Annotated in this window: 21 protein-coding genes and 1 pseudogene; 8 read left to right on the top strand and 14 right to left on the bottom strand. The window is 62.7% G+C overall.

Features of this window, described 5'->3' with window-relative positions; genetic code table 11:
- Positions 1 to 85: 85 nt before the first annotated feature.
- Entirely contained in the window at positions 86 to 1,342 is a 1,257-nt protein-coding gene (gene hemW / locus CSQ87_RS08445; RefSeq protein WP_100513439.1) for a radical SAM family heme chaperone HemW, read from the bottom strand.
- Between the two features lie 3 nt (positions 1,343 to 1,345).
- Entirely contained in the window at positions 1,346 to 3,220 is a 1,875-nt protein-coding gene (gene lepA / locus CSQ87_RS08440; RefSeq protein ID WP_100513438.1) for a translation elongation factor 4, read from the bottom strand.
- Positions 3,221 to 3,365: 145 nt separating this feature from the next.
- On the opposite strand from lepA, the gene rpsT reads away from it, so the two are divergent.
- Entirely contained in the window at positions 3,366 to 3,626 is a 261-nt protein-coding gene (rpsT, locus tag CSQ87_RS08435) for a 30S ribosomal protein S20 (RefSeq protein ID WP_100513437.1), read from the top strand.
- Between the two features lie 148 nt (positions 3,627 to 3,774).
- Here rpsT and CSQ87_RS08430 read toward each other — a convergent pair whose 3' ends face one another.
- Both CSQ87_RS08430 and CSQ87_RS08425 read right to left on the bottom strand, forming a co-directional pair.
- The gene (locus tag CSQ87_RS08430) at positions 3,775 to 4,785 is read right to left on the bottom strand and encodes a nucleoside hydrolase (RefSeq protein WP_100513436.1); all 1,011 of its coding nucleotides are present in this window, start codon (positions 4,783 to 4,785) and stop codon (positions 3,775 to 3,777) included.
- Positions 4,763 to 5,551 (bottom strand): trimeric intracellular cation channel family protein, encoded by a 789-nt coding sequence (locus CSQ87_RS08425; RefSeq protein ID WP_100513435.1) that lies wholly within the window; start codon positions 5,549 to 5,551, stop codon positions 4,763 to 4,765. Before CSQ87_RS08425 ends, CSQ87_RS08430 begins: the two co-directional genes overlap by 23 nt.
- 136 nt (positions 5,552 to 5,687) lie before the next feature.
- Here CSQ87_RS08425 and CSQ87_RS10950 point away from each other — a divergent pair, with 136 nt between their 5' ends.
- Positions 5,688 to 6,011 carry a hypothetical protein gene (locus CSQ87_RS10950; RefSeq protein ID WP_165776806.1) on the top strand — a complete coding sequence of 108 codons (324 nt, stop codon included), beginning with the start codon at positions 5,688 to 5,690 and terminating at the stop codon, positions 6,009 to 6,011.
- A gap of 152 nt (positions 6,012 to 6,163) precedes the next feature.
- On the opposite strand, the gene dnaJ is transcribed toward CSQ87_RS10950, so the two are convergent.
- Complete coding sequence (gene dnaJ / locus CSQ87_RS08415; protein ID WP_100513434.1) at positions 6,164 to 7,315, bottom strand: molecular chaperone DnaJ; 1,152 nt, start codon at positions 7,313 to 7,315, stop codon at positions 6,164 to 6,166.
- 104 nt (positions 7,316 to 7,419) lie between these two features.
- The gene (hrcA, locus tag CSQ87_RS08410; RefSeq protein ID WP_100513497.1) at positions 7,420 to 8,514 is read right to left on the bottom strand and encodes a heat-inducible transcriptional repressor HrcA; all 1,095 of its coding nucleotides are present in this window, start codon (positions 8,512 to 8,514) and stop codon (positions 7,420 to 7,422) included.
- Between the two features lie 366 nt (positions 8,515 to 8,880).
- On the opposite strand from hrcA, the gene tkt reads away from it, so the two are divergent.
- Both tkt and tal read left to right on the top strand, forming a co-directional pair.
- A complete protein-coding gene (gene tkt / locus CSQ87_RS08405; RefSeq protein ID WP_100513433.1) occupies positions 8,881 to 10,983 on the top strand; it encodes a transketolase in 2,103 nt (700 codons plus the stop codon).
- Between the two features lie 93 nt (positions 10,984 to 11,076).
- On the top strand, positions 11,077 to 12,180 hold the full coding sequence (tal, locus tag CSQ87_RS08400; protein ID WP_100513432.1) for a transaldolase: 1,104 nt from the start codon (positions 11,077 to 11,079) through the stop codon (positions 12,178 to 12,180).
- Between the two features lie 166 nt (positions 12,181 to 12,346).
- Here the strand turns inward: tal and CSQ87_RS08395 are convergent, their stop codons facing one another.
- The gene (locus tag CSQ87_RS08395) at positions 12,347 to 13,510 is read right to left on the bottom strand and encodes a pyridoxal phosphate-dependent aminotransferase (protein WP_100513431.1); all 1,164 of its coding nucleotides are present in this window, start codon (positions 13,508 to 13,510) and stop codon (positions 12,347 to 12,349) included.
- A gap of 132 nt (positions 13,511 to 13,642) precedes the next feature.
- Here CSQ87_RS08395 and brnQ point away from each other — a divergent pair.
- The 4 genes and pseudogenes from brnQ to CSQ87_RS11335 form a co-directional block, all read left to right on the top strand.
- Positions 13,643 to 14,968: pseudogene (brnQ, locus tag CSQ87_RS08390) on the top strand (branched-chain amino acid transport system II carrier protein); the annotation flags it as partial.
- A 116-nt stretch (positions 14,969 to 15,084) separates the two neighbouring features.
- Positions 15,085 to 15,579 (top strand): GNAT family N-acetyltransferase, encoded by a 495-nt coding sequence (locus tag CSQ87_RS08385; protein ID WP_100513429.1) that lies wholly within the window; start codon positions 15,085 to 15,087, stop codon positions 15,577 to 15,579.
- A 698-nt stretch (positions 15,580 to 16,277) separates the two neighbouring features.
- Positions 16,278 to 16,502: a helix-turn-helix transcriptional regulator gene (locus CSQ87_RS08380; RefSeq protein ID WP_100513428.1), complete on the top strand. Its 225-nt coding sequence runs from the start codon at positions 16,278 to 16,280 to the stop codon at positions 16,500 to 16,502.
- 349 nt (positions 16,503 to 16,851) lie between these two features.
- Entirely contained in the window at positions 16,852 to 17,016 is a 165-nt protein-coding gene (locus CSQ87_RS11335; RefSeq protein WP_117434929.1) for a type II toxin-antitoxin system YafQ family toxin, read from the top strand.
- A gap of 283 nt (positions 17,017 to 17,299) precedes the next feature.
- Here the strand turns inward: CSQ87_RS11335 and CSQ87_RS08375 are convergent, their stop codons facing one another.
- The 7 genes from CSQ87_RS08375 to CSQ87_RS08345 all read right to left on the bottom strand — a co-directional run bounded on the left by CSQ87_RS08375 (position 17,300) and on the right by CSQ87_RS08345 (position 23,661).
- Positions 17,300 to 17,740: a PIN domain-containing protein gene (locus tag CSQ87_RS08375; RefSeq protein ID WP_100513427.1), complete on the bottom strand. Its 441-nt coding sequence runs from the start codon at positions 17,738 to 17,740 to the stop codon at positions 17,300 to 17,302.
- Positions 17,733 to 18,044, bottom strand: a complete 312-nt coding sequence (locus CSQ87_RS08370; protein WP_100513426.1) for a type II toxin-antitoxin system RelB/DinJ family antitoxin — start codon at positions 18,042 to 18,044, stop codon at positions 17,733 to 17,735. Before CSQ87_RS08370 ends, CSQ87_RS08375 begins: the two co-directional genes overlap by 8 nt.
- A 73-nt stretch (positions 18,045 to 18,117) precedes the next feature.
- Positions 18,118 to 19,692: an aminotransferase class I/II-fold pyridoxal phosphate-dependent enzyme gene (locus CSQ87_RS08365; protein WP_423734787.1), complete on the bottom strand. Its 1,575-nt coding sequence runs from the start codon at positions 19,690 to 19,692 to the stop codon at positions 18,118 to 18,120.
- A gap of 477 nt (positions 19,693 to 20,169) precedes the next feature.
- Positions 20,170 to 21,027 (bottom strand): HAD family hydrolase, encoded by an 858-nt coding sequence (locus tag CSQ87_RS08360; protein ID WP_100513496.1) that lies wholly within the window; start codon positions 21,025 to 21,027, stop codon positions 20,170 to 20,172.
- A 122-nt stretch (positions 21,028 to 21,149) separates the two neighbouring features.
- Positions 21,150 to 21,398: a preprotein translocase subunit SecG gene (secG, locus tag CSQ87_RS08355; RefSeq protein WP_100513424.1), complete on the bottom strand. Its 249-nt coding sequence runs from the start codon at positions 21,396 to 21,398 to the stop codon at positions 21,150 to 21,152.
- Positions 21,399 to 21,479: 81 nt separating this feature from the next.
- Positions 21,480 to 22,286 (bottom strand): triose-phosphate isomerase, encoded by an 807-nt coding sequence (gene tpiA / locus CSQ87_RS08350; RefSeq protein WP_207761126.1) that lies wholly within the window; start codon positions 22,284 to 22,286, stop codon positions 21,480 to 21,482.
- Positions 22,287 to 22,452: 166 nt separating this feature from the next.
- On the bottom strand, positions 22,453 to 23,661 hold the full coding sequence (locus CSQ87_RS08345) for a phosphoglycerate kinase (protein ID WP_100513422.1): 1,209 nt from the start codon (positions 23,659 to 23,661) through the stop codon (positions 22,453 to 22,455).
- Positions 23,662 to 23,839 lie beyond the last annotated feature (178 nt).

Here is a 23,839-nt window from a genome sequence, read left to right as displayed (position 1 = left end):
AACATGACAGTTTCATCACAATTCGCCGTGGCTTTCTCAGGACTCGCGTTCCCGTGCGATACCCCCGAAAGCCACGGCGTCGGCGTTAGGCCGCGTCGATGGCCTCCAGCATCTCCTCGATCAGCGTGTCGTTGAGCAGACGGCCCTTCAGGGTCGGGATCATCCGTCCGTCGGTCACCTCGGCCAGACCCTCGTCGTCGGCCCGCCGCGCGATGTCGCCGGCAATCCCGGCGGCCACGCGCTCGTCCATGCCCCGGTCGTTCCGAAGCCGTCGGACGAGATCGGCGAGGGCGAGCCCCTCCCTCAGCCGGACGGCGAGCATCACGAACTCCTCGATGTCCGCCTCGGCGTCGATGGACTCGTCGTCGGCCCACGGGACCTTGCCGGAGCGTATGGCGGTCCCCCACATCCTCGGATGCGCGATGTCCCACGACCGCAGCCCCCGGCCGGCGCTACCGGCGCCGTTGTAGTGCGAATGCGCACCGGGACCCAGACCGGCCCAGTCCACGTTACGCCAGTATCCCAGATTGTGCCGCGATTCGAAGCCGGGGCGCGCCCAGTTCGAGATCTCGTACCATCGCAGACCGGCTTCCGAGAACAGTTCGTCGGCGATCTCGTACTTCGCCGCCTCGTCATCGTCGTCGGGACGGGGAATCAGCCCAGCCGCGATCTGCCGTCCCATCTTCGTGGTCGGCTCCACGGTCAGCGCGTATGCGGAGATGTGGTCCACCCCCAAATCGATCGCCGTGCGCACCGAGGTGCGCCAGTCGTCGAGACTCTCCCCCGGCGCCCCGTAGATCAGGTCGACGCTGGACCACAGTCCGGCCTTATCGGCCGCGCGGACGCCGGCCTCCACGTTCGCCGGCGTATGCGTGCGGTCAAGCGTGCGCAGTACGTGCGGAACCGCCGACTGCATGCCGAACGAAATGCGGGTGAATCCCCCGTCGGCCAGTTCGGCCACATAGGCTTCGTCCACGGTGTCCGGATTGGCCTCGGTGGTGATCTCCGCGCCGGGTGCCAGCCCCCAGATCCGTCGCACCGCGCCGAGTATGGCCGTCAGATCGGCCGCGGACAACACGGTCGGCGTGCCGCCGCCGAAGAAGACGGTGCTCGCCGCTGGCTCCTCGATGCCGTGGTCCTCCTGCCATGCGCGGACAAGCTCCATCTCGCGGATCACCGTGTTCGCATAGTTGCCGCGGCTGGCTCCGCCGCCGAGATCCGGCGCGGTGTACGTGTTGAAATCGCAGTACCCGCACCGGCGCAGGCAGAACGGGACGTGGACGTAGACCTCGAAGTCGGTCCGGGAGCCAGCGCAGCCGGTGTGATCGGTATGATCGGCCATGGATCAGCCGGCCTTCTGGGCCGCGCGGATCTTGTCCTTGGTGTCGCGGTCGGTCGGCTCGTCGGTGGACAGGGCGGCGATGAACGCCTCCTGCGGTACCTCCACGTGGCCGAGCATCTTCATGCGCTTCTTGCCGGCCTTCTGCTTCTCGAGCAGCTTGCGCTTACGCGTGATGTCGCCGCCGTAGCACTTGGCCAGCACGTCCTTGCGCAGGGCGCGGATCGTCTCACGCGCGATGATGCGCGAGCCGATGGCCGCCTGGATCGGGATCTCGAACTGCTGCCGCGGGATCAGCTCGCGCAGCTTCTTCGTCATCATCACGCCGTAGCTGTAGGCCTTGTCTCGGTGCACGATCGCGCTGAACGCATCGACCTTGTCGCCCTGGATCAGGATGTCGACCTTCACCAGATCGGCCGACTGCTCGCCGTCCTCGTGATAGTCGAGGCTCGCATAGCCCTTGGTGCGGCTCTTGAGCTGGTCGAAGAAGTCGAACACGATCTCGGCCAGCGGCATGCGGTAATGCATCTCCACGCGTTCGGTGCTGATGTACTCCATCGTGCCCATTTCGCCGCGATGCTCCTGGCACAGGTCCATCACCGCGCCGATGAACTCCTTGGGGGTGATGATGTCGGCCGCCACCATCGGCTCGACGATCCTCTTGACCTTGCCGTCAGGGAATTCGCTGGGGTTCTTCACCACATGCACGGAATTGTCCTCCATCGTCACCTCGTAGGTCACGTTGGGGGCCGTGGAGATCAGGTCGAGGCCGAACTCGCGGCTGAGTCGCTCGGAGACGATCTCCATGTGCAGCAAGCCGAGGAAGCCGCAGCGGAAGCCGAAGCCCAACGCCACCGACGTCTCCGGCTCGTAGATCAGCGCGGCGTCGTTGAGCTTGAGCTTGTCCAGCGCCTCGCGCAGTTCGGGGAACTGGGCGTTGTCCACGGGGAACAGACCGGAGTAGACCATCGGCTTCGGGTCGCGGTATCCGGGCAGCGGCTCGGCCGCGGGCTTCACCGCGGAGGTCAGCGTGTCGCCCACCTTGGACTGGCTGACGTCCTTCGCACCAGTGATGATGTACCCCACCTCTCCGGCGCCAAGGGCCTTCGTCGGCATCATGTCGGGGCTGATCACGCCGATCTCGATGGGCTCGTGCGTCATGCCGATGCCCATCATGTGCACCTTCTCGCGCGAATGCAGCTCGCCGTCCTCCATGCGGATGTAGGTGACGATGCCGCGGTAGGAGTCGTATACGGAATCGAAGATCAGCGCGCGGGCGGGGGCATCGGGGTCGCCGTGCGGGGCCGGGACCTCCATGACGATCTGGTCGAGCATGTCGGCCACGCCCTCGCCGGTCTTGCCGGAGACGCGCAGCACGTCGGAGGGGTCGCAGCCGATGAGTCCGGCGATCTCCTCGGCGTGCTTCTCCGGCTCGGCGCTGGGAAGGTCGATCTTGTTGAGCACGGGGATGATGGTCAGGTCATGGTCGATGGCCATGTACAGGTTCGACAGGGTCTGTGCCTCGATGCCCTGCGTGGCGTCGACCAGCAGCACGGCGCCTTCGCATGCGGCCAGCGCGCGCGAGACCTCGTAGGTGAAGTCCACGTGGCCGGGGGTGTCGATCATGCCGAGCGTGTATTCGGTGCCGTCGAACGTCCACGGCACGCGCACGGCCTGCGACTTGATGGTGATGCCGCGCTCCTGCTCGATGTCCATGCGGTCGAGGAAGCGGTCGCGCATCTCGCGCTCGGGCACGATGCCGCTCAGCTGCAGAATACGGTCGGCCACGGTCGACTTGCCGTGATCGATATGGGCGATAATGCAGAAATTGCGAATCAGCGACTGGTCAGTGAAACCTGGCTTGTTCTTCTGTTCGATCACCGAATGCGTCCTCCCCGGCTAAATGAAATACCAATATATAGTAGCGTCTCCCATCTAATTTCCGCGAAAACGCGTGTATCGGCGTGGATTCATGGTATTATTTCCGTTTGTATGTCCGTTTAGCACACGTCGTTTGGAGTATATAGTGGCAAACATTAAGTCGCAGAAGAAGCGCGTCCTGACCAACGAGAAGGCTCACCTTCGCAACGTCGCCTACAAGAGCGAACTGAAGACCTCCATCCGCAAGGTCCGCGAAGCCATCGCCGCCGGTGACAAGGCCGCCGCCGAGGCCGCCTTCAAGGTCGCCTCCCAGAAGCTGGACAAGGCCGCCGGTCGTGGCGTCATCCACAAGAACCAGGCCGCCAACCGCAAGTCCGGTCTGGCCGTTGCCATCAACGCCCTGTGATTTCGCGTTTTTCGCTGTAACGCGGAACGCCATCGGCTGCGTTCCGTAGCAGTCCGAAGGTCCCGAATGGTCCGATGATCGTTCGGGACCTTTTGCTATGCGGATCGTGCGGATCGTTTGCCAAACGAACGGCTATGAGCCCGCGTTGTCATGCGTCGCGCCGCCACTCCCCCGCGCCCAGCGTGGCGAACAGGTAGCGCTTGTACCGGTCGGCATGCAGGCGGCTGCACACGGCGGCGTTCGCGGGCTGCCCGTCGAACCGGTTCACGTCCACCAGCATCGACCCGTAGCTCGGGCCGTCGCTCACGTCGATCTGGCAGTGGTAGCGGTCGCATTCCGCGATGCACTCGGGATGCAGAGCCGCCGCCATGGCCGCCGGATCCGCCATGTCCAGATACTCGTCGCCGAACCGCTCGACGTTCATCGCCATCAGCACGCGGTTGCAGTCGATCGCGAACCGGCCGAGCGGGCCGCTTTCCCGCAGTCGGCGGATGTCGTCCGGATCGAGCATGGACTCCCCCAGGCACGCATCCCAGCCGACGAACGTCAGGTGCTCGAATCCGAACTCCAGTACGATCCTCGCGGCCTCGGCATCCTGCCAGACGTTGAATTCCGCCACCGGGGTCACGTTGCCCCGTCCCAGCCCGGCGCTGCCCATGACCGTCAGCCGGCCGATCCTGGCCATCGCCTGAGGATCCAGACGGATCGCCACGGCAAGGTTGGTGAGCGGTCCGAGGGCCACCACGTCGATCTCCCCCGGTTCGTGGGACCGCAGTTCCTCGAGCATGCGCAGCACGCCATTGCCCGGCGCGGGACGGAGCCGGGAGGGCCTGAGACCGAGATCGCCCATGCCGTCGTCGCCGTGCGTCTCATGCGCGTAGACGAGCGGCCGGAGCAGCATCGACTCGCATCCCACATAGACCGGCGGCTCGTAGGTGCCGGCATGCTCGATGGTGGTGAGCGTGTTCGTGATCGCCTGATCGACGTGGACGTTGCCGGAGACGGTGGAGAACATCAGGATCTCGTACCTCGGATCGTTGAGCGCCATGGCGATGGCCATCGCGTCGTCGGACCCGCAGTCGGTGTCGATGATCAGTTTTCTGCGGGCCCCGGGGGTGATGCGGGTTCCGGGGACGTCATGCACGCTGGCGGTCGGCATCGGTCTGCTCCTCCTCGTCGGTTTCACGGTCGGTTTCGTGGTCGTCCGGGGTTTCGGGATGGATGATCGGCCGCTTCAGATACCGGCTCTGCGACGGCAGATGGGTCTGCCGGCGTTCCACCGCCCCCGGGAAGGTGATGTTGAACACCACGGACAGCATACGCAGCGCGAACACGACGATCACGACGACGATGTCGAGGATCATCTCCCCGTTCAGCCCCAGATTCCAGTGATCGGTGGCCCGCGCCGCGAATACGGTGAGCAGGCAGCCGACGAACGACGGTACGGCGTACAGGTGCTTGTCGCGCAGGATCGACGGGACCTCGTTGAGCAGGATGTCGCGGATGGTGCCGCCGGCCAGCGCAGTGAACATGCCGAGGAACACGGCCGTCATGCCGGAGGAATGATAGGCCAGCGCCTTGGCGGTGCCATTGACCGCGAACAGGCCGAGCGCCAGCGCGTCGGTGGTGATCATCGACCATTTGAGGTGGTCGATCTCGGGATGGACGATGGCCACAATGATGCCCGATACCAGTGCGGTGAGCACGAAGCCCTTGTCGGTGATGCCGACCGGCGGCAATGCGCCGAGCAGCAGATCTCGGGTGATACCACCGCCGAGAGCGGTGACCCAGGAGAGCACGAGGATGGAGAACAGGTCATAGCGCTTGTGGATGGCGGCCAGTCCGCCGGACAGACCACAGAAGAACGTGGCCAGATATTCGATGCCGATGAATACGGCGTTGCTTTCGAGCGCCACCTGTTCCATGCGTTCCCCCTCCTCAGCGACGTGAGCGATCGAGCCGCTAAGAGATTAGCACCTCAGCCCCTCGACATGCGGATTCGTCCGAAGGTGGCCGGTCCATGAAGAGCCACTGCCGTCATAGAAGACGCCAAAGGATGTTATGGGTGAAACGCGTACACTGGTCCGTATGGATGATGTTCTTGATTTTCTCAAAGACCATATGACGATCTGGTGCGTGATGTCCGGCGTGGGCGCGGCGATGGTCTCGCTGTCGGCCGGCATGCAGGGCAAGGCGAAGAAGGCCGGCCTGTATGGCTTGGCCGCAGGACTGTGGTGCATCTCCACAGCCATATGGGCCACCCTTGAAAGCGCCGAGAGAGAGCGCAAGGCCCTGGAAGCCGAATACGACGAATACGAGGATGCCGACGAAGGCGACGGCACCGTTTCCGGATCCGAAGCGGACTCCGCGGTGACAGTCGAATAGTCCTTTCCTCAGATCATCCGACCGCTGGCGTCGGCCACCCTCCCCTCCAATGGGGGAAGGCAGGAAGGTCGTAGCCAGCGGTGCCGGCATACGCAAGCGGCCGTCCTCCCCTGCTTCGGTAAGGGAGGACGGCCGCTTGCGTCAACGCTCGCTCAGCTCAGGGCGTCCTTGAGCTTGCCGAAGAAACCCTTGGCCTTGCCGCCGTTCGCCTTGCCGGGACGGGTCTGCGATGTGACCTTGTGGGCGGCGCCGTCATCATGCTTGGCGGCGAACCGCTCGATCAGATCGCGTTCATCGTCGGTGAGCTTGGTGGGGATGTGCACCACGATGTGGGCGATGATGTCGCCACGCTCGCCCTTGGGGGAACGCAGCTTGGTCACGCCGAGACCCTCCACCTGCACGGTGTCGTCCTGCTGCGTGCCGGCGGGGATGTCGATGGTGCGCTTGCCGTCGAAGGTGTCGAGCTCGAAGTCATGGCCGAGCACCGCCCAGCTCATCGGCACCTCGATCCAGCAGTGCAGGTCGTCGCCGTCACGCACGAAGGTCTTGTCGGGTTCCACGCGCACGTCGATGTAGAGATCGCCGGCGGTGCCGCCGCCCTCGCCCACCTCTCCCTGCGAGGCCAGACGCAGACGGGTGTCGTCGTGGATGCCCGCGGGAATCGACACGCCGACGTTGCGCTTGCTGCGCACGCGGCCGTGGCCCATGCAACTCGGGCAGGGGTTCTCGATGATGGTGCCGTGTCCCTCGCATCGTTCGCAGGGCGCGGACGACATCATCTGGCCGATCATGGTGCGCACCACCTTCTGCACGAATCCGTGGCCGTGGCAGTCGGGGCAGGTGGTCGGCGCGCCGCCGGCGCTGCCGCTGCCCTTGCAGTCCGGGCACAGCGTCATGGTGCGGATGTCCACATGGGCGGTGCCACCGAAGATGGCCGTCTTGAGGTCGATGGTGACATTGGCCAGCGAGTCGCGGCCCGGCTGGGTGCGCGGCACCGGTCCCTGCGAGGCGCCGAATCCCTGACCGAAGAACTGGCCGAAGATGTCGCCCATGTCGAAGCCGGCGGCGCCGGAGAACCCGCCCGCGGCATTGGGGTTGTTCGGGTCGACGCCCTGATCGTACATGCGGCGCTTCTCCGTGTCGGAAAGCACCTCGTAGGCGGAGTTCACCTCCTTGAACTTGTCCTCGAATTCGGGGCCGGCGATATCGGGATGGTACTTGCGGCTCATCTTGCGATAGGCCTTCTTGATCTCCTCTTCGCTGGCGTTCCTGTCGACGCCCAATACTTCGTAATAGTCAGCCACTGATCGATCTTTCCTGTGTGTTCCTGTGTTGTGTATGCGGTCTGTCCGTCGAATATTGTGCCATAAGAGCCGGTCCTAGGCCGGATCGGCGTGCGGCGGGTCCGTCATGCGGCTCCGTCCGGATCGGCGTCGGGGTCCTCCTCATTGGCGATGACCTCGGTGAGGTACCGGGCCACGGCGCGTACCGCGGAGATCGTGGTCGCGTAGTCCATGTGGGTGGGGCCGATGGATCCAACGAACGCCACTGGCTCGCTGCCGGTCGCGGACGAGCCGGTGGCATCGTCGTCCTCGTCCCCCGCGGTCGACTGGCCGTATCCGGAGGTGACGACGGAGGCGTTGAGCAGCCCGGGGGTGTGCGTCTCCGATCCGATCGCGATGCCCACGCCGTGCGACTGAGTCACCTCGCTCAGCGTGGTCATCAGCTTCATCAGCACCACCTGCTCCTCGAGCGCGTCGAACAGCGGGGCGATCACGTTCATGTCGGCCGACTGGCCGTGCGCCAGCTGCGAGGTGCCGGCCATGTAAAGGTTGCTGGTGCGTTCCTGCGTGGCCATTTCGTCGAGGACCTTGGCGATCGCCTCGATCAGCGCCCTCGACGTGCCGGCCGGCTCCTCCTGGGCCGAGGCGTGCACGTCGGCCGAGGCCCTGCGCAACGACTTGCCCATGCTGATCGCATTGACGTGCGAGCCGATGGCGGCGATCTCGGCATCGCCCGGCCTGTCCGCCACGATGATGGTGCGCTGCTCCACCCGTCCGGTGTCGGTGATGATCACCATGAGCAGCGTGACCGTGGAGACCGGTACCAGTTCGATGTGGCGTAGCGCCGACCGGGCCAATGACGGCGAGGCCACCACGGCCACCTGACCGGTGATCTGGGCGAGCAGCTGCGCCGACCGCCTCAGCGTGTCGTCCAGACTCACCGAACCGGAGAGGAACGAACGGATGCCACGCTTCTGCGCCTTGGACAGCGGCACCACCGTGGCGAGCTTGTCCACGAAGTACCGGTATCCCTTCTCGGTGGGGATGCGCCCCGCCGAGGTGTGCGGCTGGATCAGATAGCCCTCATCCTCCAGCGCCGCCATGTCGTTGCGCACGGTGGCCGAGCTGACCCCGAGCTTGTGCCCGCGGGTCAGTGCGCCCGACCCCACCGGCTCCTGCGTACGGATGTAATCCTCGATGACGGCGCGGAGCACCAGCATGCGTCTTTCGTTCGCCACGTCCGCCTCCTTCGATACGGTTGCCGCGGCATGAGAGCGTTTCTGCGTGTCGCGGCATGATCATCGGCTTGCGAAGCCCTAACATCTGCGGCATCGCAATGATCATTGCGTTTTCTCTATTTTTAGCACTCGACGCTCTGGAGTGCTAGCCAAGGGCTTAATCGAACAAAAATAAACAGCCATGAACAGTTTTCTAACAACCAGCGTGAGGAAATGTGCCGTGAAGTCTTTGTGCCGGGTTAGCATAAAAGGGCAAATGAAGCCGATGCGCACGTTCCAACCGAAACGGCACATTCCGGGGTTGGAACGTGCGCATCGGATCCGTCCGATTGGAAGGAAAGTTGATTCATGACCGAATTCAAGGAGACTGAACTGGACGAGCGCGCCATCAAGATGGCCAAGGTCCTTTCGGCCGATGCGGTCGAGAACGCCGGAAGCGGCCACCCCGGTTCCCCGGTCTCGCTGGCTCCCATCGCCTACACGCTGTACCAGCATTTCATCAAGCATGATCCGAACGATCCCAACTGGGAAGGCCGTGATCGCTTCATCCTTTCCGGCGGCCACGCCTCCCTCACCCAGTACGTCCAGCTGTACTTCTCCGGCTACGGCCTGACCCTGGACGACCTCAAGCACTTCCGCGGCGGCGCCGACACCCGCACCCCGGGTCACCCCGAGTACGGCCTGACCCCCGGCATCGAAATGACCACCGGCCCGCTCGGTCAGGGCTTCGCCTCCGCCATCGGCTTCGCCTACGGCGAACGCTTCCAGCGTGGCCTGCTCGATCCCGAGACCCCGAAGGAAGAATCCCCCTTCTACCACAAGATCTGGGCCATCTGCGGCGAAGGCGACATCGAGGAGGGCATCTCCGGTGAGGCCGCCGCTCTGGCCGCCAACCAGAAGCTCGGCAACCTGACCGTGATCTTCGACGCCAACCGCATCCAGATCGAAGGCGACACCAACCTGGTGCTGGCCGAGGACGTGCTCAAGCGCTTCCAGGCCTACGGCTGGTACACCGACGAGTTCAGCTTCATCCAGCCCGACGGCTCCTACAAGGAGGACATCGAGGGTCTGGCCGACGTCATCGCCAAGGCCGAGGCCGCCGCCCCCGACCAGCCGAAGCTCATCAAGGTCCACTCCCTGATCGCCTGGCCGACCCCGGGCAAGACCAACGATCCGTCCTCCCACGGCTCCAAGCTGGGCGCCGAGGCCGTCGCCGGCCTCAAGAAGCTGCTCGGCTACGATCCCGAGAAGAGCTTCCAGGTCGACGAGGAGGCCCTCGCCCACGCCCGCAAGGTCGCCGAGCGCGGTCTCGCCGCCCACGCCGCCTGGGATGAGAAGTACGAGGCCTGGCGCGCCGCCAACCCGGACAAGGCCGCCCTGTACGACCGTCTGAAGGCCGGCGAGCTGCCGGAAGGCTTCGACAAGGCCCTCGACGATCTCGAAGCCACCTTCGAGGTGGGCAAGAACGTCGCCACCCGTGGCGCCTCCGGCTCCGTGCTCAACGCCATCGCCGCCGTCATGCCCGAACTGTGGGGCGGCTCCGCCGACCTCGGCGGCTCCAACAAGACCGATCTCAAGGGTGCGGCCACCTTCGCCCCCGAGGAGTGCGCCACCAAGCAGTGGCCGGTCTGCAACGAGTTCGGCCGTCAGCTGCACTTCGGCGTGCGCGAGTTCGCCATGGGCTGCATCACCAACGGCATCCTGCTCGGCTCTCACACCCGTCCGTTCGGCGGCACCTTCTTCATGTTCTCCGACTACGAGCGCTCCGCCGTCCGTCTGGCCGCCCTCATGGAGATCCCGAACCTGTACGTGTGGACCCACGACTCCGTCGCCGTCGGCGAGGACGGCCCGACCCACCAGCCGGTCGAGCACCTCGCTTCCTTCCGCGCCCTGCCGCAGCTCGAGGTCGTCCGCCCGGCCGACGCCTTCGAGACCGCCGAGGCCTACCGCTACTTCTTCGAGAAGAAGAACACCCTGCCGACCGCCATGGTGCTGTCCCGTCAGGGTCTGCCGGTGCTCGCCGAGACCGCGGCCAAGGCCAAGGACGGCGTGAAGAAGGGCGCCTACGTGCTCGTCGACACCGAGGGCACCCCGGACGTGATCCTCATGGCCACCGGCTCCGAGGTCCAGCTGGCCGTCAAGGCCGCCGCCACCCTCGCCGAGGAAGGCATCAAGGCCCGCGTGGTCTCCATGCCGTCCTTCGAGTGGTTCGAGGAGCAGGACGCCGAGTACAAGGAGGCCGTGCTTCCGGCCGCCGTCAAGGCCCGTGTCTCCGTCGAGGCCGGCATTGCCATGCCTTGGTACAAGTACCTCGGCTCCTACGGCAAGCCCGTCTCCATCGAGCAGTTCGGTCTGCAGGGCGACGGCGCTCAGAACCTCATCGATCTGGGCATCACCGCCGAGCACGTCGTCGAAGCCGCCAAGGCCTCGCTCGCCGAAGTCCAGGCCTGACACCCCGCGCATAACGCGCATCATCAGTAGATTTTCCGGCTTCCCCGCATCGTTCGGGGAAGCCGGGGATACCAACAACAAGGAGATTAGAATATGACTGCTGCAACTCAGCGTACGTCCGATTCCGGCGTTTCCATCTGGCTGGACGATCTGTCCCGCACCCGTATCGAGTCCGGCAATCTGCAGGAGCTCATCGCCGACAAGAACGTCGTCGGCGTGACCACCAACCCCTCCATCTTCCAGAAGGCGCTGAGCCAGGTCGGTCCGTACGACGCCCAGCTCAAGGAGCTCGGCAAGGTCGACGTGGAGACCGCCATCCGCGAGCTGACCACCACCGACGTGCGCAACGCTACCGACATCTTCCGTGAAGTCGCCGAGAAGACCGATTTCGTCGACGGCCGCGTCTCCATCGAGGTCGATCCCCGTCTGGCCCACGACACCGAGAACACCGAGAAGCAGGCCGTGGAGCTGTGGGAGAAGGTCAACCGCCCCAACGCCATGATCAAGATCCCCGCCACCCTCGAGGGTCTGCCGGCCATCACCGCCACCCTGGCCAAGGGCATCTCCGTGAACGTCACCCTGATCTTCTCGCTCGAGCGTTACGAGCAGGTCATCGACGCCTTCATCGAGGGCATCGCCCAGGCTGACGCCAACGGCCACGATCTCAAGCACATCGGCTCCGTCGGCTCCTTCTTCGTGTCCCGCGTGGACACCGCCGTCGACAAGCTGCTCGAAGCCAACGGCTCCGACGAGGCCAAGGCCCTCGAGGGCAAGGCCGCCGTCGCCAACGCCCGTCTGGCCTACGAGCTGTTCGAGAAGAAGTTCGCCGAGGATCCCCGCTGGGCCGCCCTCGAAGCCAAGGGCGCCAAGAAGCAGCGTCCGCTGTGGGCCTCCACCGGCACCAAGAACCCGGCCTACTCCGACTGCAAGTACGTGGACGAGCTCGTCGCCCCGCACATCGTTAACACCATGCCGGAGAAGACCCTGAACGCTCTCGCCGACCACGGCAACGGCGCTCCGACCATCGCCGGCACCTACGAGGAGAGCCACGCCATCATGGACAAGCTCGCCGATCTGGGCATCGACTTCAAGGCCGTCACCGACAAGCTCGAGGCCGACGGCGTCGCCGCCTTCATCAAGTCCTGGGATTCCGTCCTCGCCGACGTGCAGGCCGGCATCGATCGCGTGAACGCCTGAGATTCCCGGAACGTCATATGACCGGTTTCCCGGAGTCATCCGGATTTCCGACATCATATGACCGATGATCATCAAGGGGCCCGGCTCCTTCCCCATGGGAAGTGCGCCGGGCCCCTTTCGTATGGTTTCAACTCGTATGTTCGTTCCGATCCCGACCGCGGTACGGTCACAGCGCCGACAGCCACGCTTTCATGCGCCGCAGGCCCTCGGCCGTGTCCTCGGCCGTGCCCACGTACGATATCCGCACGAATCCCCTGCCGCGCGAGCCGAATCCGGACGCCGGCGTGACCACGACCTTGCCCTCATGCAGCAGTCGCACCGCGAACTCATGGTCGTCCATTCCCGTGGCGGAAACGTCGACCAGCACATAGAACGCCCCATCCGGCATCGTGCAGCTCACCAACGGCATGTCGGCGATGGCGGAAACGACCATGTCACGGTTGGTACGGTACGCCGCCTTCATCGTCGGCAGAATATCTGATCCGTTCTCCAGCGCGGCGACCGCGCCGGCCTGCAGGGCGCCGGGCACGCATGAGACGACGTTCTCCTGCATGATCGTCATCTGATCGACGATCGGCTTCGGCCCGAATGCGCAGCCGATACGCCAGCCGGTCATCGCGAACGTCTTGGAGAAGGAGTCCACGACGATGGTGCGGTCCTTCATGCCGGGCATCGTGGCGATGGACAGGCACCGCACGCCGTCATCGTAGACGAACGCGCGATACACCTCGTCGCTGATCACCCACAGATCATGTCGCTCGACGACGTCGGCGATGGCGCGCAGCTCATCGGGATCGATGATCGCGCCGGTGGGGTTCGACGGGGAATTGAGCAGCAGGACCCGGGTGTTCGGCGTGATCGCCTCTTCGACGTCGCGGGCTCGCATACGGAATCCCCGGTCCGCAAACAGGGGCACCGACACCACGTTCGCCCCCACCATCCGCACCTGACCGAAGTAGTTCGCGTAGCCGGGATCCGGTACGAGAATGTCGTCGCCGGGATCGAGTGTCGCCACCAGCGCCAGATACATGGCCTCCATACCGCCGGCGGTGACGATGATCTCACCGTCCGGATCGTAGGCGACGCCGTCATGATCGGCGCGGTACCGGCACCATGCCTCGCGAAGCGCCACCGTACCGCGATTGGGCGTGTAATGGGTGTCGCCGGCGACCGCCGCCTCATACGCCGCGTTGATCATCGGCCGGGGAGTGTCGAAACCGGGCTCCCCTATCGCGAACGAGATCGCGCCGGGCTCCTCGGCGGCCAGTTCGAACATCTCCCGGACACTGGGATACAGCGCCTCCTGTGCCCGATGCGAAACATGCGGCATGGGGTTCTCCTTCCTCGAGGTTTCCACGATGATACGCACGGAGTCGGCCAGGTCGCCGGACTTCGTCCATTCCTCCCTGATCAGCGGACTTGCTACAGTGGGGAGGTTGACTGCGAGGGAAAGAGGCGATAGGTGAGCAGGTTTTCGGCAAAGCAGCGTCTGGTGATGACGTTCACGTTCTTTTCGATGTTCTTCGGCGCGGGCAATCTGATCTTCCCGCCGTTCGTCGGAGCACAGGCCGGATCCGCCACCGTCCCTGCCGCAATCGGCTTCATCGTCTCCGCCGTGGGTCTGCCGATCCTCGGCGTGCTGGCGGTCACGTTCTCTGGAGGCTTCGACTCGCTCGCCAAGCGGGTCTCCCCCGGCTTCGCCCGTCTGCTGGGCGTGGCGATCATCCTCACCATCGGCCCGTGCTTCGCGATCCCACGCACGGCCACCACGTCGTTTGAGATGATGGTCGTGCCACTTATCAGCGACGGCGGCAGAGCCGGCGCGCAGCTGGCCTACTCGCTGGTGTTCTTCATCCTGTCGTTCCTGTTCGCCCAGCATCCGGAGAAGCTGTCCAAGGTGCTGGGACGGTTCATGGGACCGCTGCTGATCCTGCTCATCGCGGCGTTGTTTGCCGCCTGTCTGATCCACGGCATCGGCACCCCGGCCGACCCGTCGGGCGACTATCGGGGCAATCAGCTGACCCGGGGCTTCCTCGACGGCTACCAGACCATGGATCTGCTGGCCGCCCTGTATTTCGGCATCGTGATCTCGGCCAACATCCGCGCCCAGCGTATCGACGACGAACGGCAGGTACAGCTTGAAACCGCCTACGCGGGGCTCGGCACCGGCGTACTGCTCATCCTGATCTACGGTGCGCTGAGCTACGTGGGCACGGTGTCGGGCGCGATCACGCGCATCGACCCCGCCACGGATACCGGGGCGACCGTGCTGACCAATCTCACGTCGTCGCTGTTCGGCACGGGCGGTACCGTGTTCCTCGGCGTGGTGTTCGTCATCGCCTGCCTGAACGTGTGCACCGGCCTGATCTGCACCTGCGCCACGTACTTCCGCACGACCTTCCCCACCGTCATGGGTCACCGGGTGGGCTACCGGACCTGGCAGGTGGCGTTCACCGTGTTCAGCTTCATCGTGTCGAACGCGGGACTGAGCCTCATCATCAAGGTGTCGGTACCGGTGCTGTCCGCGCTGTATCCGATCTCGATCGTGCTGGTGCTGCTCGCGCTCACCCATCGGATCCTCGGTTCGCGGTTCGTCCGCGTGTACCCATGGACGGTGACGCTGGTGGGCGTCACCGCATTCGCCGGCTGCGTCGCCTCCCTGGCCTCGGTGTTCGGCGGATCGCTGCCGTGGCTGGACTCGGCACTGACCTTGCTGCCGATGCAGAAGTACCATCTCGGATGGGTGGTTCCGGCCGTGATCGGCATGTTCTGCGGCGTGGCCGATTCCCTGATTCGAGGCGAACGCGGTAACGTTTCGGGAGAGCCCGGGGAATCCGGGGAACTTGGGGAACCCGGGGAACCTGTGAGGAACGGGAAGAGCGGGAAGAGTCAGGAGGCACGGTCATGATCATCAGGCACGCAACCATGGAGGACGCCGGGACGCTGGCAGCCATCGAAGGACGGTGCTTCCCCGCGGCCGAGGCGGCGAGCCCCGAGGCGATCCGTTCGCGCGTCGCCTCCTACCCGGAATGCTTCTGGCTGCTGTGCACGGAGGATCGGCCGGATGCCGAGATCGTCTCCTTCATCAACGGGTTCGCCACCGACCAGCCTGATCTGACGGATGACATGTATGACGACGCCTCGCAGCATGATCCGCATGGCGACTGGCAGATGATCTTCGGCGTGGACACCGCTCCCGAGTTCCAGCATCACGGTTATGCGAGCCTGCTGATGCGGCACGTCATCGACGACGTCCGCGCCGCTGGTCGCAAGGGACTGGTGCTCACCTGTAAGGACAGGCTCGTCGGATTCTACGCGCGATTCGGCTACGTGGACGAGGGGATCTCCGATTCGACGCACGGCGACGTCGTCTGGCATCAGATGCGTCTGACGTTCTGAGTTCGGCATTCCCATGTTTTCCCCTGTTTTCACCAAGCTTGGCCAATCCGTTCACTAGGACCCCCATTTCAGCCTGTTCGTGAACGACTGGGCCAAGTAAGGGACTTCGTGATCGGTTCGGCCAACGAATGATGAACGGGTCGGCCAAGTATCAGAGCCGTGATCGGGACGGCCAAGCGAATTTCGTTCGGCGGGGCGTATGTCACACGGATAAACCACCGGGCACACAATTTGGCCTATGCCCCCGGTCCCACTGGTACGTACCGTGCCGAGTCGCTAATGAGACTCTATTTTCGGCATGGAATTGTCTAGAGTCACTGAGTTTGAGACTTCACACGCGGGTTCATCAGTCGCGTGTGTTTCATCTTCTCACGAAAAAACGCCACGGGTATAGCCGTACCCGTGGCGTTCGTGAGGGGCATTCGGGGGAACGTCCCTCGGATGTATCTATATCGAGAGGATACAACCATGATTGTATATGGTGTAGGGGAAACTGGTGAATTGCGCGGAAGGTATTCGGCGTGTCTATTTTCTCACTTTGAATAGCGCTGGTGTGCTGACATTGTGAGTTGATTGGTCCGTCGTGTGGTCCGTGCATGTACGCTAGCCCCTATGTTTTGCCGGGACCCGTTCGGGCTCCGGCCCTCTCGATATGTACAATCGGACCTATCGGAGCGCTAGTAAAGGTAGGTTGCAATATGAGTCTTAGGGAATTGCGCTTGAAGCGCGGATTAACACAGCAACAGCTAGCCGACAAATCCGGTTCGAGCCGCGGCAATATCGCCAACTATGAGAACGGGATAATCGACGTTAGCAATATGACACTTGGGACCGCGCTTAAGATTTGTGACGCTTTGCGGGTGTCCAATCCGCGCAAGCTGTTAGACGACGTTAAGCCGTCGAAAGAAAAAGATACTGAATAAGTGTGCTTGCGCCCTTGGATTTTCTTTATGTTGGCGTACCTGTTGTGGGTATGCTTGAAATCACAAGCGAAAGTGAGGCGATACGTATGGCAACGCTTGCAAAGGAACGTCGCGCCAAGCGCATAGTAAGCGCACGGCTTCGTGACCTATCCGCTGAGAACGCAAGTAAGGACGATGATTTACCTGATGCCGTCATGGTTTTTCACAGCCGTGAAGCGGTTGCTGCTCACATGCGGAGCATAATCGACGGGGTAAAGAATGGCGATTAGTTATGCCGTTTTCCCTGATTATGACGCTGACTTGAGCGGTTGGCGGAGTTACCCCCCCCCATGCTGAATCTGTTTTCGACGTGGTTTATGAGTATTTACTAGTTGATGGGATTGTTCCCGAATGGTTCGACCCTCATTTGTTGACTCATTCCCGCGTGAAACTTAGCAGGTATATGGAATGTCATGTGAAGCCGAATGTTCTCCTTGTGTACAAGGTGACCAAATACCATCAGATTCTACTTTGACGCATATGCACTTATTGGAAGCTGTATATCGGTAATTTTGACACGACATGGCCTAACCCTTCTGTCGAGGCCGAAAGCTGAAGGTGCATTGTTCCACTATGGGTGACATGGAGCACGAACTTACCCGCTGATTTCACTATCAGAGTGCTGCGATTTTACGGTACGCCGATATCTTTCCCTACCGCCATGTGATGAGGATGATCAGAGCTTACTGCCGGTAGTAGCTGAGGAAGTCTGTGAGCTTGGCATTGGCGTCCTTGAGCACCCAATCCATAAGTCGTTGCTATAGACGTTGGATAATCCGTGCTGCAGTGGTGGTGGGAATCATTGATCTTTCGAAAGCGTGACGGCTGGAATCACGGGTGATGATCCAATCCGCTTCCCATATTTCAGCGGCGGCGCGCTTGGTCCCATCTTCATAGTCGGGTTCGTTGGATTCGAGAGCGGCACTCGCCGTATGCTCGTCGTCGGGAAGTACTGAAGCGAGATCCATGAAGACACCGATCCATCGACGTCGCTCAGCATCATCCAGTCCACCGCACTGTCCTATTCCGGCTTTTGCTCTTCCTGCAATGAAATAGAAATCCTTAAGACTACCGGCACTGATGCCGAGAGTCGCCTTGCGCGGGTCAACGAGCAGCAGTCTCCTTGCCGAGGCATGCCCCTCGCGTTGTAGGCCGACTGCATCCAAAAGCACGTTGGTATCCAAGAACAGCTTAAACATCGCGCTCCTCCAACAGCCGTCGTTCATCATCCGGGGTAATCGATGCCAGACCGGCCTGTACGTCGGCAGGCGTGAGCGCGTCCAGACGAGCCATTTCGCGCAGCGCTTCCTCCTGGTTCAACCGCCGAGGCGTCCGGACATCCAACGTCGGACGAAATGGCATGCCCTGATTCCGCACCAACTGCTTGAGGCTCACGTCCACAAACGTGCTCAGACTCATGCCAAGCTCGTCAAGAATGGCTGCTGCCTCTTCCTTCGTCTTGGCGTCGATCGTGAGTGTGGTACGTTCCTTGGTTCCCGCCATGATATTCCTTCCATTGATGCTTATGCCATACACATTTTATATGCCTATTGTGTGCATGACACAAGCATCGTTACTACTGCCGGTAGTAGCTGAGGAAGTCGGTGAGCTTGGCGGTGGCGTCCTTGAGGACCTCGATGCGCGGCAGGTACACGATGCGGAAGTGATCAGGTTCATGCCAGTTGAACCCGCCGCCGCGCGTGATGAGGATGCGTTCGTCGTGCAGCAGGTCGAGGGCGAACTGCTCGTCGTCGGAGATGTTGAACTTCTTCACGTCGAGCTTGGGGAAGATGTAGAACGCGGCCTTCGGCTTGACCGCGGTCACGCCGGGAATGGAGTTCAACGCGTTGTAGATGTAGTCGCGCTGTTCGTAGATGCGGCCGCCGGGCACGATGTAGTCGTTGACGCTCTGATGGCCGCCGAGCGCGGTCTGTACGATGGACTGAGCCGGCACGTTCGAGCAGATGCGCATGTTGGTGAGCATGTTGAGGCCCTCGATGTAGTCCCTGGCCACGTTCTTGTTGCCGCTGAGCACCATCCAACCCACGCGGTATCCGGCGATCATATGCGACTTGGACAGGCCGGAGAACGTCACGCAGAACAGGTCGGGCGCCAGCGAGGCGATGGAGACATGCTGCAGGCCGTCCATGACCAGACGGTCGTAGATCTCGTCGGAGAAGATCATGAGCTGGTGCTCGCGGGCGAGGTCGACGATCTGCTGGAGCACCTCCTTCGGGTAGAGCGCGCCCGTGGGGTTGTTCGGGTTGATGACCACGATCGCCTTGGTCTTGTCGGTGATCTTGGACCGCATGTCGTCGATGTCCGGATACCATTCGGACTGCTCATCGCACAGGTAGTGCACGGCGGTGCCGCCGGCCAGATTCACGCAGGCGGTCCACAGTGGGTAGTCGGGGCTGGGGATGAGCACTTCGTCGCCGTTGTCGAGCAGGGCGGACATCGACAGGTTGATCAGCTCGCTCACGCCGTTGCCGGTATAGATGTCGTCGATGGAGACGTTCGGCAGGTTCTTCAGCTGCGCGTACTGCATGATGGCCTTGCGTGCGGAGAACAAACCCTTGGATGCGGAGTAGCCTTCGCATTCGGGCAGCTGGTGGGCCATGTCGTAGATGACCTCGTCCGGGGTGCGGAAGCCGAACGGCGCCGGGTTGCCGATGTTCAATTTGAGTACATGGGTGCCGGTGGCCTCCATGCGGGCCGCCTCGTCGACCACGGGGCCTCGCACGTCGTAGAGCACGTTGTCGAGCTTGGTGGATTTGGTGAAACGGCGCATGGGATGTCCTTTCGGGGATGAGGCGGGTGTTGGGGAGGATGAATCAGGCATCGGTGAGGATGAGGCGGACGATGACGGGGAGGATGACGATGAAGATGCCGGGGACGCGTCGGCGGTCAGATCGAGGGATCGCCGCGAATCGGGCTGCGACCCGGAGGAGGACCCCCGCTCCATAGGACCGTTTCCGGCGGCAAGCCAATCCTCGCTGACATTCAGCGTAGCGGCGAGGAACCGCATGATGTCGGGACGCGGCGTGGTCTTGCCGCTGACGTACTGACTGATGTGGCTTTTGCCGAGCTTTACGCCACGGGTTGACGCCGCGTGAATGAAGTCGACCTGTTTCATATGGCGGAGGGCCATGGCTTGGTTCAATCGCGACGCGAAGGTTGCGGTGCTCATCGATATGCCCCGATTCCTAAGTTCAATTTCCTTGGATCTGGATCAGATCATAGCACGATGACACGAAACGACAATCCTGAAGTTCAATTTCAAGACGCATTCTTATACCCCCTTACCAGCACCCCTTCGCAACATATTGAACTTTTTATATATAGACGTCGTGTTTCCGATGAAAAAACGGCACGAATCCCCACCGCTTTTCTCGAGCAACTTTTGCTAGTTTTATGAAAACTCAAGAAAAGATAGCTTACAAATATTCGGGATGCGCCAAGCCACTCGAGTGAAGATTCGCATCCGAAGGCAGGCAGCTTCCTGACTCTCCCCCGATCAGTCCGGAGTCAACTCAGTGTCAGTTCAACGGTCAGGGGAACACCCGACGCCGGTATCACCTATCGGCAGCATCTTCGATGACGACCTTGAACACACTCACGCCCCCGACTATCGGTTCAACGAAACGTTGAGATATGCGTTGAACCACCGGGCGACGCCGTCGTCGTTATTCGAGGGGCAGGTTTCATCGGCGATGTTCAATACTTGGGGATTGGCGTTGGCGACCGCCACTCCCCTACCGGCGGCCTTCAGCATGGCGATGTCGATGAGATCGTCGCCGAACGCGGCCGTATGGTTCAACGGTACGTCCATCCGCTCGGCCAGCAGTCGCAGCGAATGCTCCTTGTTGGCGAGCGGGTTCATCAGCATCCACATCACGCCTTCGCTGATGCTGATGTCGAAGTCCGGCGGAATCAGCTCCCTCAGTCGATGGCATTGTTCCGGCTGCGGGAAGATGATGATCTTGTCGGCGACGCCGTCCGGTACGTCCCGGAAGTTGGTCATCCGCCAGGTCTGGGTCTTCCAGAATTCAGTGACGTCGAAGTTGGTGTATCGGACATCGTTCATGACGATGCCGAGTCGAATGCCGGGAAACTCCTCCAGCAGGAACCGGCAGACCTCGCAGGCCCGAGCCGAGGAGAACCCGACCTTGAGCAGGTGACCGTCCTCGGGGATTCTCCCGCTGGTCAGCAGATCATAGTCGGAGCTGCCGGGATCGAAATCGATGAGCGCACCGTTGAGGTAGACGCAGGCGTCCACGGGCAGTCGGTCGACCAGCGGTTTCGCGGTGCTGACCGGCCGGGCCGTGGAAACCGCGAATCGGATGCCGGCGTCGTGCAGTCGGTTCGCGGCGTCGACGGCATATTGCGTCAGAAAACGCTGCTCGAAGGTGGCGCCGTCGTGCAGCAGGGTACCGTCGAGATCGACGACCACGAGATCGAGGTCGTTCCGGTCATTGCGCATCATCTGGTTCATGTGGTGTTTCGACTTCCGATTCCGATGTTCGAGATGGCTGAGATAGAAGAAAAACCCGCGGGCATCAAGCGTCCGCGGGTTTCCGCAAGTTCATGGTTGTCGGTCGTCGGCGATCAGCCGATGCCGTACTTGGTCATCAGACCGAGAACGATGATGATGGCCACCCAGATCAGCGCCACGATCACCGTCAGACGGTTCAGGTTCTTTTCCGCCACACCGGAGGTGCCGGCATTCGCCGTGAGACCGCCGCCAAACATGTCGGAAAGACCGCCACCCTTGCCCTTGTGCATCAGGATGAGCAGCGTGAGCAGCACGCTGGCGATCACCACGATGATTTCAAGAATGATCTTGACGATTGTCACTTGTTACCTCCGAAATTCGACCTTGATAAGGGTACCTCATAGCCCGGAAAATCAGTTTCGCTCCGCCTTCCGCCGGATCCCCTACCGGCGGGCCGATGCGGCCTTGTCGGTGAGGCGAGCGATCGACGCGAACTCGTCGGCGTCCAGCGAGGCGCCGCCCACCAGGAATCCGTCGATGTCCCGTCCCTCCTGCATGAGCTGCGTGGCGTTGGATGCGTTGACCGATCCACCGTACAGGATGCGCACCTGCTGCGCCACGTCGTCGCCATACACCTCGCCGAGATGGGCGCGGATCGCGGCGGCCGCCTCCTGCGCCGACTGCGGGGTGGCCACCATGCCCGTGCCGATGGCCCACACCGGCTCGTAGGCGATCACCATCTGCGCGGCCTCCTTGTCGTTGAGGTCGCGGATCACGTCCTGCACCTGTCCGACGGCGTATTCCAGTTCGATGCCCTGCCGGCGTTCCTCGAAGCTCTCCCCCACGCACAGGATCGGCTTCATGCCCGCGGCGAGCACCGCCCGCACCTGATCGACGATGTTCGCGTCATCCTCGGGATGGTACTTGCGCCGTTCGGAATGACCGACCAGCACATACGTACAGCCCAGTCGGGCCAGCATGTCCGCGGAGACGTCGCCGGTGAACGCGCCCTGATTGGTGACCGAAACGGCCTGTGCGCCGTAGGTGATCTTCAGACGGTCGGCCTCGATGAGCACCTGCACGCTGCGGATCGACGTGAACGGCGGCATCAGCGTCACCTCGCAACGACGGAAGCCGAAATGCGCGTCGCGTAGCGTCCACGCCAGCTTCTGCACGAAATACGTGGCCTCCAGATGATCGAAGTTCATCTTCCAGTTGCCAGCGACGATGGGAATGCGTTTCGATGCCAAGGGCCGTCCTTTCACCACGTTCACCATGTGAATTCACACGAATCGGCATATGGCCATGTGTCGTTTTGCGGCCATATGTGCAGCCATATTAAGGGACTCCCGTCCGGGACCGGATGGATCCGCGAGGATCGTCCGGCCGCGAACGGGAGTCCGTTGATGCGATCGACTACTCAAGCACGCTCAGACCGGGCAGGGTCTTGCCCTCGAGGAACTCGAGGGAGGCGCCGCCGCCGGTGGAGATGTGCGAGAAGCCATCCTCCGGGAAGCCGAGGTTGCGCACGGCCGAAGCGGAGTCGCCGCCGCCGACGATGGTGAACGCACCGGCGTGGGTGGCGTCAACCAGAGCCTGGGCCACGGCCTTGGTGCCTTCGGCGAAGGTCGGAACCTCGAACACGCCCATCGGGCCGTTCCACACGACGGTCTTGGAGTCGACGATCTTGTCGTGGAAGAGCTGGCGGGTCTTCGGGCCGATGTCGAGGCCCTCCTCGTCGGCCGGGATGGCGTCGGCGTCCACGACCTTCGGGTCGATGACCGCGTCGTCGCCTGCCGGGAAGCCGGGGTTGACGACGATGTCGACGGGGAGCAGGAGCTCGACGCCGTTCTTCTTGGCGGTCTCCATGTAGCCCTTGACGGTTTCGATGTTGCTCTCGTCGAGCAGGGAGTTGCCGACCTCGTAGCCCTCGGCCTTGAGGAAGGTGTAGGCCATGCCGCCGCCGATGATCAGGCGGTCGACCTTGCCGAGCAGGTTGGAGATGACGCCGAGCTTGTCGGCGACCTTGGCGCCGCCGAGCACTGCGGTCAGCGGGCGATCCGGGTTCTCGGTGGCCTTGGACAGCGCGGTGACTTCCTTCTCCACCAGCAGACCGGCGGCGGCCGGCAGATCGGCGGCCACGTCGTAGTTGGAGCCCTGGGCGCGGTGGACCACACCGAAGCCGTCGGAGACGAAGACCTCGCCGAGCTCGGCGATCTTCTTGGCGTAGGCGGCACGCTCCTCGGCGTTCTTGCTGGTCTCTTCGGGGTTGAAGCGCACGTTCTCCAGCAGCACCACGTCGCCGTCCTTCATGGCGGCGACCTTGGCGTGGGCGTCCTCGCCGTAGGTGTCGGCGGCCAGTGGAACCTCGATGCCGAGCAGCTCGCCCAGACGCTTGGCGACCGGGGCCAGGCTCAGCTCGGGAACGACCTTGCCCTTCGGACGGCCGAGGTGGGCCATCAGAATGACCTTGGCACCCTGCTCGCGCAGAGCCTTGATGGTCGGCAGAGCGGCCTTGATGCGACCATCGTCGGTAATGGTCGTACCGTCCAGCGGAACGTTGAAATCAGCGCGGACCAGCACGCGCTTACCCTGGAGATTTCCGAGGTCCTTGAGAGTTTTCATTGATATCCTTTCCAGCTGCGGCGCAGCGTTTGAAAGACCGCGGGAACCGTCCCGCGCCTTCCGCGTCCCGTGCGCCATTTGGAATCTTACCCTGTCAGCGGGATAAAGCTCCATAGCAACTCGGGGAATTTCGTCGAATGAGAAACGTCCGCGCACATGGTCATGGGCATGTGCGCGG

This window comes from Bifidobacterium simiarum (assembly GCF_002802905.1).
In the GTDB taxonomy this organism is placed as follows: domain Bacteria; phylum Actinomycetota; class Actinomycetes; order Actinomycetales; family Bifidobacteriaceae; genus Galliscardovia; species Galliscardovia simiarum.
The sequence above is the reverse complement of the archived record's forward strand: the minus strand, read 5'-3'. Positions and strand labels throughout refer to the sequence as shown.

Bases quoted from the DNA above. Each gene is read 5' to 3' on its own strand.
- hemW (WP_100513439.1), bottom strand. From the start codon at position 1,342: ATGGCCGATCATACCGATCACACCGGCTGCGCTGGCTCCCGGACCGAC.
- CSQ87_RS08430 (WP_100513436.1), bottom strand. From the start codon at position 4,785: ATGCCGACCGCCAGCGTGCATGACGTCCCCGGAACCCGCATCACCCCC.
- CSQ87_RS08425 (WP_100513435.1), bottom strand. From the start codon at position 5,551: ATGGAACAGGTGGCGCTCGAAAGCAACGCCGTATTCATCGGCATCGAA.
- CSQ87_RS10950 (WP_165776806.1), top strand. From the start codon at position 5,688: ATGGGTGAAACGCGTACACTGGTCCGTATGGATGATGTTCTTGATTTT.
- hrcA (WP_100513497.1), bottom strand. From the start codon at position 8,514: ATGCTGGTGCTCCGCGCCGTCATCGAGGATTACATCCGTACGCAGGAG.
- tkt (WP_100513433.1), top strand. From the start codon at position 8,881: ATGACCGAATTCAAGGAGACTGAACTGGACGAGCGCGCCATCAAGATG.
- tal (WP_100513432.1), top strand. From the start codon at position 11,077: ATGACTGCTGCAACTCAGCGTACGTCCGATTCCGGCGTTTCCATCTGG.
- CSQ87_RS08395 (WP_100513431.1), bottom strand. From the start codon at position 13,510: ATGCCGCATGTTTCGCATCGGGCACAGGAGGCGCTGTATCCCAGTGTC.
- CSQ87_RS08385 (WP_100513429.1), top strand. From the start codon at position 15,085: ATGATCATCAGGCACGCAACCATGGAGGACGCCGGGACGCTGGCAGCC.
- CSQ87_RS08380 (WP_100513428.1), top strand. From the start codon at position 16,278: ATGAGTCTTAGGGAATTGCGCTTGAAGCGCGGATTAACACAGCAACAG.
- CSQ87_RS08375 (WP_100513427.1), bottom strand. From the start codon at position 17,740: ATGTTTAAGCTGTTCTTGGATACCAACGTGCTTTTGGATGCAGTCGGC.
- CSQ87_RS08370 (WP_100513426.1), bottom strand. From the start codon at position 18,044: ATGGCGGGAACCAAGGAACGTACCACACTCACGATCGACGCCAAGACG.
- CSQ87_RS08365 (WP_423734787.1), bottom strand. From the start codon at position 19,692: ATGGCCCTCCGCCATATGAAACAGGTCGACTTCATTCACGCGGCGTCA.
- CSQ87_RS08360 (WP_100513496.1), bottom strand. From the start codon at position 21,027: ATGATGCGCAATGACCGGAACGACCTCGATCTCGTGGTCGTCGATCTC.
- CSQ87_RS08345 (WP_100513422.1), bottom strand. From the start codon at position 23,661: ATGAAAACTCTCAAGGACCTCGGAAATCTCCAGGGTAAGCGCGTGCTG.